The organism is Sphingobacterium paludis (assembly GCF_004364125.1).
In the GTDB taxonomy this organism is placed as follows: domain Bacteria; phylum Bacteroidota; class Bacteroidia; order Sphingobacteriales; family Sphingobacteriaceae; genus Sphingobacterium; species Sphingobacterium paludis.
Genome location: NZ_SNZV01000009.1, coordinates 67,784 through 83,816, shown reverse-complemented (window position 1 = coordinate 83,816; position 16,033 = coordinate 67,784). Strand labels below are relative to the sequence as shown.

Annotated in this window: 9 protein-coding genes; all 9 read left to right on the top strand. The window is 47.1% G+C overall.

Annotated elements, in window-relative coordinates:
- Nucleotides 1-2 precede the first annotated feature (2 nt).
- Nucleotides 3-1,142: a four-carbon acid sugar kinase family protein gene (locus B0I21_RS16740; protein WP_133641631.1), complete on the top strand. Its 1,140-nt coding sequence runs from the start codon at nucleotides 3-5 to the stop codon at nucleotides 1,140-1,142.
- The gene (locus tag B0I21_RS16735; protein ID WP_133641630.1) at nucleotides 1,142-2,719 is read left to right on the top strand and encodes a sodium:solute symporter; all 1,578 of its coding nucleotides are present in this window, start codon (nucleotides 1,142-1,144) and stop codon (nucleotides 2,717-2,719) included. Before B0I21_RS16740 ends, B0I21_RS16735 begins: the two co-directional genes overlap by 1 nt.
- Nucleotides 2,712-4,097 carry a DUF4974 domain-containing protein gene (locus B0I21_RS16730; protein WP_133641629.1) on the top strand — a complete coding sequence of 462 codons (1,386 nt, stop codon included), beginning with the start codon at nucleotides 2,712-2,714 and terminating at the stop codon, nucleotides 4,095-4,097. The genes B0I21_RS16735 and B0I21_RS16730 overlap by 8 nt, the downstream gene beginning before the upstream one ends.
- Nucleotides 4,098-4,103: 6 nt before the next feature.
- Nucleotides 4,104-4,994: a sugar phosphate isomerase/epimerase family protein gene (locus tag B0I21_RS16725; RefSeq protein WP_133641628.1), complete on the top strand. Its 891-nt coding sequence runs from the start codon at nucleotides 4,104-4,106 to the stop codon at nucleotides 4,992-4,994.
- A complete protein-coding gene (locus tag B0I21_RS16720; RefSeq protein ID WP_133641627.1) occupies nucleotides 4,991-6,463 on the top strand; it encodes a glycoside hydrolase family 28 protein in 1,473 nt (490 codons plus the stop codon). Before B0I21_RS16725 ends, B0I21_RS16720 begins: the two co-directional genes overlap by 4 nt.
- Nucleotides 6,464-6,473: 10 nt before the next feature.
- Complete coding sequence (locus B0I21_RS16715) at nucleotides 6,474-9,245, top strand: family 78 glycoside hydrolase catalytic domain (protein WP_243836196.1); 2,772 nt, start codon at nucleotides 6,474-6,476, stop codon at nucleotides 9,243-9,245.
- 90 nt (nucleotides 9,246-9,335) lie between these two features.
- Nucleotides 9,336-10,436, top strand: coding sequence for a glycoside hydrolase family protein (locus B0I21_RS16710; RefSeq protein WP_133641626.1), 1,101 nt, complete (start codon nucleotides 9,336-9,338; stop codon nucleotides 10,434-10,436).
- Nucleotides 10,437-10,460: 24 nt separating this feature from the next.
- Nucleotides 10,461-12,857 carry a glycoside hydrolase family 2 TIM barrel-domain containing protein gene (locus B0I21_RS16705; RefSeq protein ID WP_133641625.1) on the top strand — a complete coding sequence of 799 codons (2,397 nt, stop codon included), beginning with the start codon at nucleotides 10,461-10,463 and terminating at the stop codon, nucleotides 12,855-12,857.
- A 33-nt stretch (nucleotides 12,858-12,890) separates the two neighbouring features.
- Nucleotides 12,891-16,025, top strand: coding sequence for a SusC/RagA family TonB-linked outer membrane protein (locus B0I21_RS16700; protein WP_133641624.1), 3,135 nt, complete (start codon nucleotides 12,891-12,893; stop codon nucleotides 16,023-16,025).
- The last annotated feature ends 8 nt before the right edge of the window (nucleotides 16,026-16,033 follow it).

Sequence of the window (16,033 nt, the reverse complement as noted above, 5' to 3'; positions counted from 1 at the left end):
AGATGAGTCAGGGATCCATATTGGTTATTGCAGACGATTTGACCGGTGCCGCCGAAATAGCGGGCATCGCGCTTCGGCATGGTCTGTCCAGCCAAATTGTCCAGCACCTGAACCAATCGGTTACGGCCGACGTACTGGTGTTGAACAGCAACTCCAGATCCCTAAAAGCAGAAGATGCCCGTGCTCATCGGGCGGCTATTTTCGCAGGACCGAATACAAAAACTTGGGATTGGGTTTACTTGAAATTTGACTCTGCCTTGCGCGGACATATCAAAGAAGAGTTAGCCTATTACCAATCTTTGTTACAGCCTGAATATGTATTCTTCAGCCCGGTGAATCCCAACCTGGATCGGCTTATCTTGGGAGAGCAGTACCTCGTGCAGGGTAGACCCATCGCAGATACCGATTTTGCGCGCGACCCTGAGTTTCCCGTTCGGTCCAGTAACCTATTGGATTTACTGGGGAAAATTGAATGGTCGGTGGTCGAAAAACCTTTACTGTGGAAGCGAGAAGCGAAGCAGGTGGTAGCGGCTGCCCAATCTTGGGATGACGTATACAGCTGGGCAGGCCATATCCCTAAAAATGCGCTCTGCGCCGGTGCTGCAGCCTTCTTCGAGGCCTTGTTGAATAAGCGCTCGGAGCGTAAAATAGTAGAACCTCAGGAATCTTCTTTACATAAAAGGCCGATCCTGTATATCTGTGGATCCAATCATGAGCAAAGTGTTACACGAATAAGCGCGTTATCGCAGGAAAATATAATATATTGGCAGCGAAAAGGAAGCGAAAGGGAAGTCGCTGAAAAACTGCTCACCTTACTTAACGAAAAGAAAATTGCCGTTTTCGCGGTGCAGCCCGGGTTGGTTGCCGAAGCGGAAGTGATTCGCAAGAGCATGGCCGATACGGTGTCTATACTCCAGGGGCCTAATATGCCTCAAGAGCTGATTATTGAAGGCGGAGCAACAGCACAAGCTGTGCTTGCCGCCCTACAGATTGAGATGCTCTTACCTACGGTGGAACATGCGCCGGGCGTAATCAGGAATGAAGTCCCCGATAAGGAGCTCGCCATTACCTTGAAGCCGGGCAGCTATCCGTGGACAGAAGAATTATGGGCCTTTGGCCCACAACGTAAACCTAACAAATAATGAATAAACCTATTTTAAGTGTTTTTGATTATGGTATTATCGTAGCCGTTTTATTGGTTACCTTATATTTCGGGTTGAAATATGCCAAGAATCAAAAATCTACTGAAGCCTATTTTTCAGCAAAAGGAAGAGTACCGTCATGGGCAATCGGTATGTCCCTTTTAGCCACCTTGATTAGTAGTGTTACCTTCTTAGGCTATCCTGCGGAAGGCTACGCGAACAATTGGATTCTATTGGTGCAAGGATTAATGGTGCCTATTGTGCTGTTGGGTACGGTGTGGTTTATCGTGCCTTTGTATCGTAAAGTAATCGGTTTAAGTACCTATGAATATTTTGAAAAGCGTTTTGGCAATTTTGCACGCTATTACAGTTCGATTGCCTTTGTACTCCGGCAGTTTTCGGGTATGGGTACAGTGTTATATTTACTTGCCGTAGCCCTGTCAAGCATGACTGATATTCATACCTATTGGATCATTATTGTTGTGGGATTGATTATTGTCACCGTAAACTTATTGGGTGGTATCGAGGCGGTGATATGGCTGGATGTTTTTCAAGGCTTTATGCTCTTTGCCAGCGGTATCCTTTGTTTGCTGGTGATTATATTTTCTGTGCAGGGCGGCCTACCCGAAGTGTGGCGCATCGCGTCGGAGAATGGACGAACGGGCTTTGGTCCCTACGACTTAGACTTCACGAGGCTGACCTTCGTTGTCATGGCCATTAACGGTATGTTTTACGCCATTCAAAAATATGGTACCGATCAAACGGTAATACAGCGCTATTTAACAGCGCGATCAGATAAATCAGCCATCCGGGCCTCTTTGATGGGTATTTTATTGACTGTTCCGGTCTGGTCACTATTTATGTTCATCGGAACAGCATTATTTGTGTATTACCAACAACAGCCCTTACCAGACGGCATTGGCCCCAATAGCGTATTTCCGTATTTTATTATGAGCCAGCTGCCTGTCGGTGTGGTGGGATTTATACTGGCCGCCATGGTGTCTGCTGCCATCTGTAGCTTAAGTGCCGACTTAAACTCTCTTGCAGCGGTCGGGATAGAAGATTACTATAAAAAGCTACGCCCAAACCGTGTGGATAACGAATACCTGAAAGCAAGCCGTACCATGGTTGCTGTCGCTGGACTGATCTCCATGGGCATCGGCTTCATTTATATCGAGTTGGGGAGCGAGAGCATACTTGGAATCATCTTTACGCTGTACGCGATATTCTCTGGCGGTATTGTCGGGATTTTTCTCTTGGGTGTATTCTCCAGACGTGCCAATCAGCAAGGCGTTAACATTGCTATTTTGGTCTGTATTCTTTTTACAGCCTATGCGTTTCTAAGCAGCACGGAGATCGAGTTTGCTGGCGAAAAACACCTGTTGCTGGATCTGGGGGCATTTAATTTCACGCATAATAAGATGATGCTTGGGGTGTACAGCCATTTGATCGTCATTATAGTCGGTTATCTGGCCAGCTTGTTTTACCCAAAACCCAATCTCGACCCCAACCTATACTTCTATGGCTGGCGCGCGAACCGTAAATTGGAACAAAAAGAAGGAATAGATCATGTTTAAGAGCCTTGTCACCTTCATTGCGCTCAGCCTGTTCAGCGCAAGCACTTTTGCGCAGCAAAATTCAGATGATCAATACCGTAAGCCTTTGGTCGAAGTGCTCCGCGACTTGGAGCAGCGTTATGGGATAACCATCAAATATGATGAAGCGCAGGTGCGTGACAAATATTTAAATTATGCCATGTGGCGATTCCGGACCGATGTCGATGAAACGTTGCGCAATGTATTAGCACCGCTTGATCTAAAGGTCAATAAGGAAGGTGAGAAGAAATATAAACTTAAGCCGTATGAATATTACCGTTGGGAGGTCAAAGACGGTTGGGATTATTTGGATCAGCTCGCTACACAGTATCACGACAAAGAAAGTTGGGAGAAAAGGAAGGCAGCTATCCGGCCAGCGCTGTTTACCGCACTTAAGCTCTCGCCACTTCCCGCCAAGCCAGCATCAAAACCAATCTTGACGGCAAAAAGGAAATTTGATGGTTACAGCGTGCAAAATTTTGCATTAGAAATATTACCCGGTGTTTATTTGAATGGATCGATTTACAGGCCGGAGAAAGCGAAAGGTAAAAGTGCCTTGGTGTTAAGTCCGGACGGACATTGGGGCGATCACCGCTACCGAAAAGACGCACAGATCCGCTGCGCCATGTTAGCAAAAATGGGCGCCGTCGCTGTTAGTTATGACCTGTTCGCTTGGGGCGAATCCCTTTTACAATTTAAGTCCGAGGATCACCGGAAAAGTTTGGCCATGACCGTGCAGACACTAGGAGCTATCCGTTTATTGGATTATATGCTTGCGGAGCAAGCGATAGACCCATCCCGCGTGGCTATTTGCGGCGGTTCCGGCGGTGGCAGCCATGCAGTTTTAATGACGGCACTGGATGAACGCATAACCTTAAGCATTCCTGTTGTTTCCCTCTCGTCGTATTTCTATGGTGGCTGTCCTTGCGAAAGTGGGTTGCCGATTCACGCCAGTGGCGGCGGTACCAACAATGTGGAATTGGCGGCTTTTGCGGCACCGCGCCCACAGCTTGTCATCTCAGATGGAAAGGACTGGACAGCACATATGCCCGAACATGATTTTGGCTATTTGCAAAAAATATACGGTTATTACGGAAAAACAACAGATGTAGCCAATGTGCATCTGCCTAATGATGGCCACGATTTTGGATACAGCAAACGCAAGCCCGTTTACGATTTCGTAGCGCGCTATTTCAATCTCAACAACAAAGGATTGAAAGACCAAGCGGGCGAATACGACGAATCGGGATGTACTATTGAAAAGAAGGAAACATTATACACCTTCGGTGCAAGCGGAGAAAACTTACCGGCAAATGCCCTGCACGGCTACGAAAACCTAGAAGAACTGTTTCAAAACTAAAACGATATGGATAGAGCGAGAAGAAGTTTTATACGGCACAGCGCGCTAATCGGCGCCGGCTTATTGTTCGCGAAGGATCTGTGGGCATTGCCTGCAGTAAAGCATCGCTATAAGATTGCCGTAATTGATTTAATGATATTAAAACGCCAGAAACTAAGCGCCTTTGAACTTTCGAAAGAAATCGGAGCCGATGGACTTGAAGTTGATATGGGCGGTCTCGGCAATCGGGATACCTTCGAAAGCAAGCTCGCCGATCCTGCCGCGCGCGAAGAGTATTTGGCGAAATCCAAGGAAACGGGTGTGGAAATTTGCGCGTTGGCTATGACGGGCTTTTACGCCCAGTCCTTTGCCACACGACCTACTTATAAGCAAATGGTGGGCGACTGCTTAACCACTTGCCAGCAAATGGGTGTTAAAGTAGCTTTTCTTCCTTTGGGTATTCAGGGAGACTTGCGTCAACATCCCGAGCTGCGCCCGGCGATTGTACAACGGTTAAAAGAGGTAGGCGAAATGGCAAAGAAAGCAGGTGTCATCATTGGTATAGAAACGGCATTGGATGCGAAAGGAGAGGTGGAGCTGTTGAAAGAAATAGGATCTAAAAATATCCAGATCTATTTCAATTTTTCCAATCCACTGAAGGAGGGACGTGACCTCATCAACGAACTGAAAATTTTGGGTAAAAAGCGCATCTGCCAAATCCATTGTACGGATGAAGACGGTGTTTGGTTAGAGAATAACACGCGTTTAAATATGCCACAAGTGAAGGCAACATTAGATAAGATGGGTTGGAGAGGTTGGCTGGTGATTGAACGCTCGCGTGACGCTAGTTTATCCCCACGAATGGTTAAGGAAAATTTTGGCGCCAACACGCGCTATATGAAGCAAATATTTCAATGAGAGATGTCCTTGGCATAAGTATTTTGTTGCTTTTTGCGCTATGCTTGGGCTGTAAATCCATTCCATTGGAAAAACAGCTGGAAAGCAATTTGCTAAAAGCGGATCAGGTTGGGGCAGACCATCTTCCCGAAGCCATAGAGCCGGTGCGGTCGCCTTTTTTCGAGGCAACCTTCATTCGGCCTACTTTTCCGCAGCAACAAGATACTGTACGTGCCGGCGAGCAAGACATACAGCAACGTATAGACCAACTTGCCGCCGCAGGTGGCGGAACTGTTGTTCTCGACAGCGGTCATCATCTTTCCGGGCGAATTGAATTAAAAAGTGATATCAATCTGCACCTTATGGAAGGTGCCGTCCTCGAATTTAAGGCTGATATAGCGGACTTTCTTCCTGTTGTCTTTACGCGCAACGAAGGCGTCGAGCTTTACAGCTTGGGCGCATGTATTTATGCAAATGGTGCAAAAAATATAGCGCTAACTGGAAACGGGAAATTAGTTGGCCCAGGCAAGGGGAGTGTGCGCGAAAGAACCATGACGCACGATGTTATTGAAAACATCGTGAATAGCAAAACTCCAGTTGCCGAAAGATTGTATGACGGAAAAACGGCCGACTATATATTCCCGCCAGCTTTAATTGCACCGATCAACTGCCAACAGGTTTGGATAGAGGGGCTACGTTTAGAGCGGTCTGCATTTTGGAACGTTGTCCCCACTTACTGTGAAGACGTGGTCATCCGCGGGCTTCGCATTCAATCGCTGGGCATACAGCGTGGTGATGGAATTGATATTGAATCCTCCAAGAATGTACTGGTTGAATATTGTACGTTGAATACAGGCGATGACTGCATCGCCATAAAAGCAGGGCGCGGCTATGATGGTTTGCGCGTCAATCGTCCGTCGGAGAACATTGTCGTGCGTTATTGCCTTTCGGCCCAAGGGCATGGCGGGTTTACAATCGGTAGTGAGACGGCCGGGATGGTGCGCCAGGTTTACGTACACGACTGTGTGTTTACCGGGACGGATGTGGGTATTCGTTTCAAAACACGAAGACCACGAGGCGGCGGTGGCGAGAAAATTCGTTTTGAAAATATCCGGATGGATGTTGTACATTCCGCGCTACGCTGGGATATGTTAGGACAGGCACTGCACGTCGGCAATCAAGCTAGTCGCGAGTATGAAGTAGCGAAAAACGCATTGACTCCACGTTTTTCGGAAATTGACTTGAAGAACATCTATATCGGAGCCGCCAGCGATTGCATCAACGTAGAAGGCATTCCTGAATCTGTTCTCGAACAGGTCTCTTTTGACCGGATATACGGGCGCGGTACACGCTATCTTTCTTTGAAAGACGCCAAAGATATCCAGATTAAAAACAGTACGTTTGTTTGTGATGTGATCGCTGTAGACAGCGTAAATGTTTCCGGCTTGGAACAAGATAATGTAGTATTAACCCAAAAGAAGCAGCTTTAATTGTACGAATATGAAATTGGTGATCGATAGCATCCTGCGGAATAAAAATATTATTGTCTTTATGACACTATTTAATATAGTGCTTCTATCAGGCCATGTTTCGCCAGTATATGCAAAGCTAGGTATTCAACAGGTATTAATTTCCGGACGAGAGAATCCATTAGGTATCAACACCCTTTCGCCAAGTTTCAGCTGGCAGTTGACTAGCGATAGCCACGATGTTTTGCAAAAAGCATATAAGATAGAAGTAAGTATAGATCGACACTTTTCTGGGGGGAGAAATCTGCTGTGGAACTCTGATTGGGTTTCTACAGCACAGTCGCTGCATGTTATGTATGCAGGAGCTGCGTTGACCGCAGGACAGACCTATTTTGTGCGCTTGCATGCGCAAGACAATCAGGGAAATACCGCGGTTAGTGCTGTTCAGTCTTTCCACATAGGTCTACTCGAGCCGGCAGACTGGGGCGGAGCAAGATGGATAACAAAAGATGTATTGCCCGATTCGTTGATCAATCCGTTGCCGCTCAGTTCGAGTAAATTGCGTATGGATAAAACGTATGATCTGCCTGTTTTCAGAAAAACCGTGCAGGTATCGCGAAAATTGAAATCATCTATTGCATACATCTCGGGCTTGGGACATTATGAACTGCTTTTAAATGGTAAGGTGGTAGACGACGCGGTTTTGCAGCCCGGCTGGACAAAATATGATAAAGAAGCGTATTACGTGGTTTATGACCTAACCAAATCTTGGAAAAAGGGCAAAAACAGCTTGGCCGTGCTATTGGGTAATGGCTTTTACTATATCCCGCCTATTAAAGGTCGCTTTCAAAAGCATAAGGTAGCCTTTGGCTTGCCTAAGCTGAAAATGAAAGTAGTCAATACTTACGAAGACGGAAAGCAAGAGGTTATCGTGAGCGATGAAAGTTGGAAAGTAGCGCGATCGCCAATTACCTTCTCCAGTATGTATGGTGGCGAAGATTACGACGCCTCTGTATTACCCGCATCGTGGACCATGCCACACTATGATGATCGTCAATGGAGCAACGCACAGCTTGTTGATGGACCAGCGCTTACAGCACAGGAAACAGAGCCGGTTCGTGTGATGCAGGAATTTCAACCGAAAAATATACGGAAAGATGCCGATGGACGAAGTGATGTTTACGACTTCGGTCAGAATGCATCCGGGATCGTGTCGTTGAAAATGAAGGGAAAGCCGGGCGATACGGTTCGTGTTTACCCCGCCGAACTGCTTAATGAGGCCGGACTACCCAACCAAAAGCATTCGGGCAGCCCGTATTATTTCCAGTATATCTTCGGAAAAGAAAGCGAAGTGGAGTGGCGCCCACGTTTCACCTATTATGGCTTTCGCTATGCACAGGTGCAACGGCGTCCTGCACAAAACGGAAATATCCAGATCCTCGACATAAAAGCGCAGCACATCCGTAATGGCGCACGGCAGATCGGTGCTTTTCAAAGTTCCGATAGCTTATTCAATCAAATTCATGGCCTCATCGATTGGGCCATCAAAAGCAATATGGTAAGCGTATTTACCGACTGCCCACATCGTGAGAAATTAGGCTGGCTAGAGCAGCTCCATCTCATGGGGCCATCGGTTCACTACAACTACGATGTGGCCCGCTTATTCAAAAAGTCGTTGCGCGACATGCGCTTTTCGCAAACGGCAAACGGCTTAGTTCCCGAGATTGCGCCGGAGTATGTCCAGTTTGATTGGGGAGGCGACATGTTTCGCGACTCGCCAGAATGGGGTTCTAGCGCGATCCTCTTAGCTTGGTACGCCTACCAATGGTACGGCGACCTCACCTTCCTTACCGAGAACTATCCTATGATGCAGAAATATGCGGACTATCTTCAAGCAAAAGCGAAAGATAATATCCTGTATCAAGGGCTTGGCGACTGGTACGACCTCGGCCCCGAGCGGCCTGGCGTGTCTCAATTAACGCCGAAAGGGCTGACGGCAACGGCCATCTACTACGACGACCTAAAGGTCTTGGGAAAAATAGCAACACTATTGGATGATGATGAGGGAAAAAGGCGCTACGATTCCCTAAAAACAGAAGTATATAACGCATTCCAAAAAACATTTTACAAGGCAGATGTGGCCAGCTATGGCTCTGGTAGCCAAACTTCGTTAGCAATGCCGCTCTATATGGGCTTAGTCGACAGCCTTAATCGGGATGACGTGGTTAACAACCTAGTCGCAGCTATTGTGAAACAAGATACGTCCTTTACCGCTGGCGATATAGGGCATCGTTATCTCTTGCAAGTACTCCAGCAGGAAAACAGGGACGACCTTATTTTCGCGATGCATCAGGACGATACGCGGCCTGGCTATGGCTATCAGATCCGCAAGGGGGCTACGGCGCTTACCGAATCTTGGGCAGCACTACCGAATGTATCCAATAACCACTTTATGCTGGGCCATCTTATGGAATGGTTTCATGCTGGGTTGGGTGGTTTAGGACAAGAAGACCATTCTGTTGCTTACAAGCATTTGCGTATAGAACCGCGAATGATTGACACAATAAAACAATGTAATCTGGCTTTTGAAAGCCCATATGGGAAAGTATCTTTTCAGCGCGAGGACAAAAACTATATGTTAGACATTCCGGTCAACAGTCTGTGCACACTCGTTCTGCCTGCTGATACCGACTTTTTGGTGAATAACAAGCCGCTTAATATGTTCAAGACCCTGCGTGTTGCAGATACGCTGGAGCTGGAATTAGGTTCGGGGATTTGGAAGATTGTCCCCCACAAGAAGTAAAGATTTGCTCAAAGGTCGTAGCTAAGTAAAGTATAGATGAAGAGCTAAAGAGGATAACAAGTCCATAGGCTTTAAAAAGAAAATAATAAGATGAAGAATACCATTGTACTAGTCTGTCTACTGTTTGTCGTTCGGCTATCGAATGCACAATCAGGCCATGTTTCAGAGGCAGAAATGCAAGCGCTCTATCAGGAAGTAAAAACAAGCTTTAAGTATGGCTTAGTCTTGACGCCGGCTAAAAGTACAGACCTGATGGATTGCCCAAGTATCTATAAAAGCGGAAAGACGTGGTATATGACCTATATCGTGTTTGACGGGGTCGGTTACGAAACCTGGCTTGCCGAAAGCAATGACCTCCTTTCGTGGAAAACCTTAGGCAAGCAAATGTCAAAAAAGGACGATGGAAAATGGGATGCCAAGCAAAGGGCGGGCTACAATGCCCTCATTGATACCAAATGGGGCGGAAACTATAAATTGCACAGCTTTCAAGGGAAATATTGGATGTCTTATTTCGGAGGGTCTACCGCTGGATATGAACCCGAGCCTCTCTCTATCGGTATGGCATTTACCACAAAAAAACCAGTAGCGCCCATGGAGTGGCAACGCCTGGACAAACCTGTTCTGGGTGACACCGATCCAGACGTGCGCTGGTGGGAAAATCGCCATAAACTATTTAAAAGTTATGTCATTGAAGATCCGCATAGTCATACCGGGCATCGCTTTATCATGTATTACAATGCTGTCGGCGATTCGCTGGAAAACAACAAACCGACCCGATGGTACGAGCGTATAGGCATGGCTGTTTCCGATGATATGACAACATGGAAGCGCTACGGAAAAGATCCGGTGGTGCATCATCCCGTAGGAATTACCGGCGACCCCATGATCCAAAAGATCAACAATACCTGGGTTATGTTTTATTTCGGCGCTTTCTGGAAAGATAGAAGCGGTGGCTTTAATCGTTTTGCAGCATCGAAAGATCTGATAAACTGGACAGATTGGCAAGGCGAAAACCTGATTGAATCGTCCGAAGATTTTGATCAGCAGTATGCACATAAATCTTTTGTGCTCAAGCATAAAGGCATCGTCTACCACTACTACTGTGCAGTGGATAAAGACGGCAATCGCGGAATAGCAGTGGCCACATCAAAAGATCTGGGCAAGAGTAGTTTACATTTTAAGAAAAATTAGTTAGTAGATAAATAGATAATGGATATGACTCGGATTTTATATGTATTTCTTTCCTTATTCGTCGCGACAACAGCCTTTGGACAATCCCAAAGAACGCTTAAATTTAATGATGATTGGCACTTTTCGCTAGCTGACGATTTACAATTTCGCCAAGAAAATTACAATGATCGTCAATGGGAGAACGTCACGCTGCCGCACGATTGGAGTATCCTATCAGACTTCGGTGCTGAGTTTCCTGCAGGTAATGCTGGAGGTGCGCTGCCGGGCGGCATCGGTTGGTATAGAAAAACCTTTCAGGTAGCTGCAAAAGATAAGGACCAACACATTAGCATTCACTTTGGCGGCGCCTATCGCTATACCGAAGTATGGATCAATGGAAAATACTTAGGGAAGCACAGCAATGGCTACCTATCCTTTTCACACGACTTATCGCCGTATCTACGCTATGGAAATTCGCCCAACGTCATTGCCGTTCGCGTAGACAATAGCCAGCAACCCAACTCCCGATGGTACACGGGATCCGGCATCTACCGGGATGTGCAGCTGAAGTATCAACAGCAAACACATTTCCTGCCGGAAGAAACCTTTATTACTACACCTGTAGTCTCTCCGGATAAGAGCACCATGCGTATACAATCGCAACTGCACAATCCAGAAAAAAGAAAACTGCAGGTTGCACTGCACCTATTGGATCAACATGGAAAACGCGTGGCTTCCAGTAAGACAGCAGTAAAATCAAATAAAATTGATCAAACCCTATCGTTAGAAAAGCTGCAGCTGTGGGATGTGGCGACGCCAAATCTCTATACCCTACAGTTGCTGTTGCAAGATGAGCAGGGAAAAGAACTCAATTCCCTTACACAACGCGTAGGCTTTCGCAGCATAGCATTTGATGTGAACAAAGGGTTCTTTTTAAACGGTCAACCATTCAAAATACTGGGTGTCTGTCTGCATCACGACCTTGGCGCGCTTGGTGCAGCCTTTAATAAATCAGCCGCTAAGCGTCAGTTAGTGATGATGAAAGAAATGGGGGTCAATGCTATCCGCACGGCGCATAACCCGCCTGCAAAAGAAGTGCTTGATCTTTGTGATGAGATGGGGCTTTTGGTGTATGACGAGGCCTATGATATGTGGCAGAAGCGGAAAAACAAATTTGATTACCACCAAGATTTTAAGGAGCATCACGTGGCCGATTTGCAAGCACTTGTGAAGCGCGACCGCAACCACCCCTCCGTTATTATGTGGAGCATAGGCAATGAAATTCGTGAGCAATTTGATAGCACGGGTACGGTGCTTACCAAAGAGATGACGGCTGTTGTAAAAGAGCTTGACAACACGCGCCCTGTCACCGCCGCACTAACCGAAACAAATTACGTGAAGAACTTTATAGCACAGGCGGAGGCGTTAGACGTGCTGGGCTTCAATTACAAATATGGGGACTACGATAAACTGCCTGAGGAATTTAAAAATGTACCGCTTATTGCGTCCGAAACGACATCTGGTTTGCAAACCAGAGGAGTGTATGATGCCCTGCACGATACCATCCAACTGTGGCCGGCATCGAGCAAGGATAAATTTGTGACCAATGGGAATCCAGATTTCACCGTATCAGCCTATGACAATGTAGCCGCCTATTGGGGCACATCGCACGAACGGGCATGGCTGGAAGTAAAGAAGCGTGATTTTCTTGCCGGCATTTTCGTATGGACGGGTTTCGATTACTTGGGGGAACCAGTGCCTTATCCGTACCCTGCGCGTAGTTCCTACTACGGCATTGTCGATTTGGCTGGCTTCCCGAAAGATGTGTATTATATGTATCAGGCGGAGTGGACCGATAAGGACGTACTGCACCTCCTTCCACATTGGAACTGGAAAGCCGGCGATACGGTTGATGTATGGGCCTACTACAATAACGCAGATGAGGCGGAGCTTTTTCTAAACGGCAAAAGCTTAGGTAAGTCATCCAAAACGGCAGACCGCTTGCACGCTGCCTGGAAAGTTCCTTTTGCGGCGGGGGAAATTAAAGTAGTGAAATATAACAAAGGGAAAGCCGTACAGGAGCAGGTGAAGCGCACAGCAGGTTCAGCAAAAAAATTGACAGCACATGTCACCCATAATGATTTTAAAACCGATGACGATCGTGATCTTTATTTCGTGGAAGTGCAACTGGTCGACGAAAAAGGAGAAGCAGTGGCGCACGAGGATATAGAACTCACTTTCCAAGGACATGCAGGTGTCGAAGTCCTGGGTACAGATAATGGATTTCAGGCAGACCTGCGCGGCCTAAGCGATCCAAAACGAAAAACATTTAAAGGTAAAGCACTTGCTATTGTGCGCATGGGGGATGCGGCAACGACAAAAGCAGTGCTTATTAAATCCAGCTTGGGCGATCTCACCGTTCCGCTGGACAAAACGAAATAAACCAAAAATGCTAACGACTATAAATCTTAATGTATGATGCAAAGAAAAGTAAAACAGAGCGCCATTGGGCTACCTCAGCTTACCAGGCGCCACTCCGGCAAATGGGGAGCGTGGGTGTTGTTGCTCGGATTGCAGCCCGTTGGGCTGATCACCAAAGCAGCTAACGAAACCCCACGGCTGTTACATGTTTATCAGCAGGAGGTAACCGGAAAGGTAACAGATGAAAATGGGCAGCCCATTGCCGGGGTAACAGTTGCCGTTGTGGATGCGGTGCTATCTGCCGCTACGGACGAGCAAGGAGCATTCAGCTTGCGGTTGAATAATGCGCAAGCTCAGCTCTTGTTTTCCGCCGTAGGCTACAAAGAGCAAACCGCTGATGTGCGGGCGGGGCAAGCCTTGAATATTGTCCTGCAACGCGATGACCAAGCGCTGGACGAAGTCGTGGTCATCGGTTTTGGAACTGTGAAAAAAAGGGATTTAACAGGCTCTGTCACTTCCGTGAAGCCCGAAGATATTGTACGCTCTCCGGCATCGAATGCGTTGGAATCCATTCAGGGGCAGGTTCCAGGATTGGACATTACCCGTTCTTCAGGAAGTGCCACATCGGGCGTAAATCTGACGATTCGTGGAAAGCGATCCTTATCAACGGCAGAAGGCGCAAACAGTCCCTTAGTCATTATCGACGGCATGCAGGGCGGTAATATCAGCGATATACATCCGCAGGATATTGCGTCGATGGAAGTATTGAAAGATGCGTCATCCACCGCTATTTATGGTTCGCAAGGTGCGAATGGTGTAATCATTGTGACGACAAAAAGAGGCCGAGAAGGGCGCCCCGTGGTTAACTATAACGCTTACGTGGGAGCAAACGGCTGGGCGCAATATCCGGATATGCGAACGGGCGATGATTATATCGCACTGCGTAGAGAAGCAGCGAAAACAGCCGGGCAATGGAACAGCCCAGCCGACGATCAAACCTTGTTTACGGTGGGCGAATGGGCTGCATTGCAGCAAAACCAATGGGTAAACTGGAAAGATGAGGTATTTCATACCGGTATTGTACAAAACCACCAATTATCGATTAGCGGGGGTAACGCCAATACGAAAGGATTGCTTTCCGGTGGCTACTACCGCGAATTAGGCTCGTTTAAAAATGATGCCTTGGATAAGTTCAATTTGCGCCTAAATGTAGACCAAAACCTTGGGTCTATCGTGAAAGTGGGGACCTCCTCGCAGATCACGCACTACGATGGAAACGAACGTGCGGATAATGTGTTGTGGCGAGCTGCGACCAATGTGCCGTTAGGCGTTCCGTATGATGAGCAAGGCGCCGTGGTCCTTTGGCCGCTGGGGCGGGAGGGGAAAGTGAGTCCATTGGCCGATGAAGCGAGCGAATTTACGGCACAACACCGCACCGCAAATACCAACATCATCACCAATGGTTTTCTCGAGATAAAACCCTTTGCAGGCTTATCTTTCCGTTCTAATTTAGGCGTCAACCTGCAGTACCATAAAAATAATGACTTCGAAAGTGAAAGCTCGATTGATCGCGCAGGCGAATTTCCAAATTCCATCGCGAGCATCGACAGCGAGAACAGAAGTTTCATCAACTGGGATAATATTATCAATTATAACGTCGAATTCGGCAAACATAGCCTAGGGTTAACCGCGCTAACCTCCTGGACACAATCAAAATTAAACACCTCGTATATGGAGGGAACCGGACAGTTAGTGCCGCAGCAATTGTGGCACAATATCGGTGCGAACGAAAAAGATTCTTACGTTATTCGTTCCGGGTATATTCAGAGCCAAACCCTTTCCTATGCCCTTCGCGCGAATTATTCTTTTCAAGGACGTTATCTGCTTACCGTCTCGAATCGCTGGGATGGTGCGTCACGCCTTTCCAAAGAAAATAAATGGGCATCTTTCCCGTCGTTGGCAGCCGGTTGGCGGGTAAGTGATGAAAGCTGGTTTAACTGGAAACCGGTAAATGAATTAAAGATACGGGCCAGCTATGGACAGACGGGGAACTCTGGTATCAATGAATACGGCACGCAATCTGGTGTCACGGGGCACACCAATGCGGCGTTCCAGGATCAAGGTTTCGTTTATTACGTCTACAACAGGCTGATTGGAAATGAAGATCTTGGCTGGGAACGGTCAGCATCTTGGAACCTCGGTTTGGACGCACAGTTTTTCAATAGCCGTATTAACCTGACAGCAGATTTCTACGACACCAAAACCACCGATATTCTCCTCCCGCGTACCTTGCCTACATCCATGGGCTCAGGTAACAATACGCCCTTCCAGATTTATCAAAATATAGGAAGCAGCAATAACCGTGGTTTAGAGATTATCTTAAACACCAAGAACCTAACCGGAGCATTCCAGTGGAGTACAGACTTTACCTTTGGAACGAATAGAGAGAAAATCGTCGACCTTATCGACGGACGCGATATCATAGGGGCGACCACGCGCGAAACCGAAAGCTTGCTGATCGGGCGACCACTGGAATCCTTTTATACCTTTAAACGGCTAGGTATCTGGCAAGCCAACGAGGCGGAGGAAGCCGCGCGCTATTTCAGGGATGCCGAAAAAACGCAGCCATTCAAACCCGGCGATATCAAGCTGGCCGATTTGAACGGAGACTTCGTGATCGATGATGTTAATGATGTTACCTATATCGGTACCACATCGCCGCGTTGGACCTTGGGTTTTAACAATACCTTTTCCTACAAAAACTTCGATGTTAATATATATGCATTAGCAAGATGGGGGCAAATGATGGATTACGAGTTGACTGGAGCCTTTGATCCACAAGGACGCGGAAACCAACCGGCTTACCTAAACTATTGGACGCCGGAAAACCCAAGCAATGATTTCCCCCGGCCGAGTATGACAAATTTCTACAACTACCTGGGTTATCAGACATTCAGCTATGTGGATGGATCATATATCAAATTGAAGACCGTAACACTGGGCTACCGCCTACCAAAGGCAACATTGGAGAAGTTTAAGATGAATAGCGTGCGCTTTTATTTTAGCGGAAACAACCTGTTCTCCTGGGCCAAGAGTGATTTGGTGCAGAACTATGATGCAGAGCGCGGTGGCTCAGCCAAAAGCCCGCTGTTACGTCAATTTGTCTTTGGTGTTAACCTAGATTTTTAATCATGAAA

Coding starts and splice junctions, on each gene's coding strand:
- B0I21_RS16740 (WP_133641631.1), top strand. CDS start 3: ATGAGTCAGGGATCCATATTGGTTATTGCAGACGATTTGACCGGTGCC.
- B0I21_RS16735 (WP_133641630.1), top strand. CDS start 1,142: ATGAATAAACCTATTTTAAGTGTTTTTGATTATGGTATTATCGTAGCC.
- B0I21_RS16730 (WP_133641629.1), top strand. CDS start 2,712: ATGTTTAAGAGCCTTGTCACCTTCATTGCGCTCAGCCTGTTCAGCGCA.
- B0I21_RS16725 (WP_133641628.1), top strand. CDS start 4,104: ATGGATAGAGCGAGAAGAAGTTTTATACGGCACAGCGCGCTAATCGGC.
- B0I21_RS16720 (WP_133641627.1), top strand. CDS start 4,991: ATGAGAGATGTCCTTGGCATAAGTATTTTGTTGCTTTTTGCGCTATGC.
- B0I21_RS16715 (WP_243836196.1), top strand. CDS start 6,474: ATGAAATTGGTGATCGATAGCATCCTGCGGAATAAAAATATTATTGTC.
- B0I21_RS16710 (WP_133641626.1), top strand. CDS start 9,336: ATGAAGAATACCATTGTACTAGTCTGTCTACTGTTTGTCGTTCGGCTA.
- B0I21_RS16705 (WP_133641625.1), top strand. CDS start 10,461: ATGACTCGGATTTTATATGTATTTCTTTCCTTATTCGTCGCGACAACA.
- B0I21_RS16700 (WP_133641624.1), top strand. CDS start 12,891: ATGATGCAAAGAAAAGTAAAACAGAGCGCCATTGGGCTACCTCAGCTT.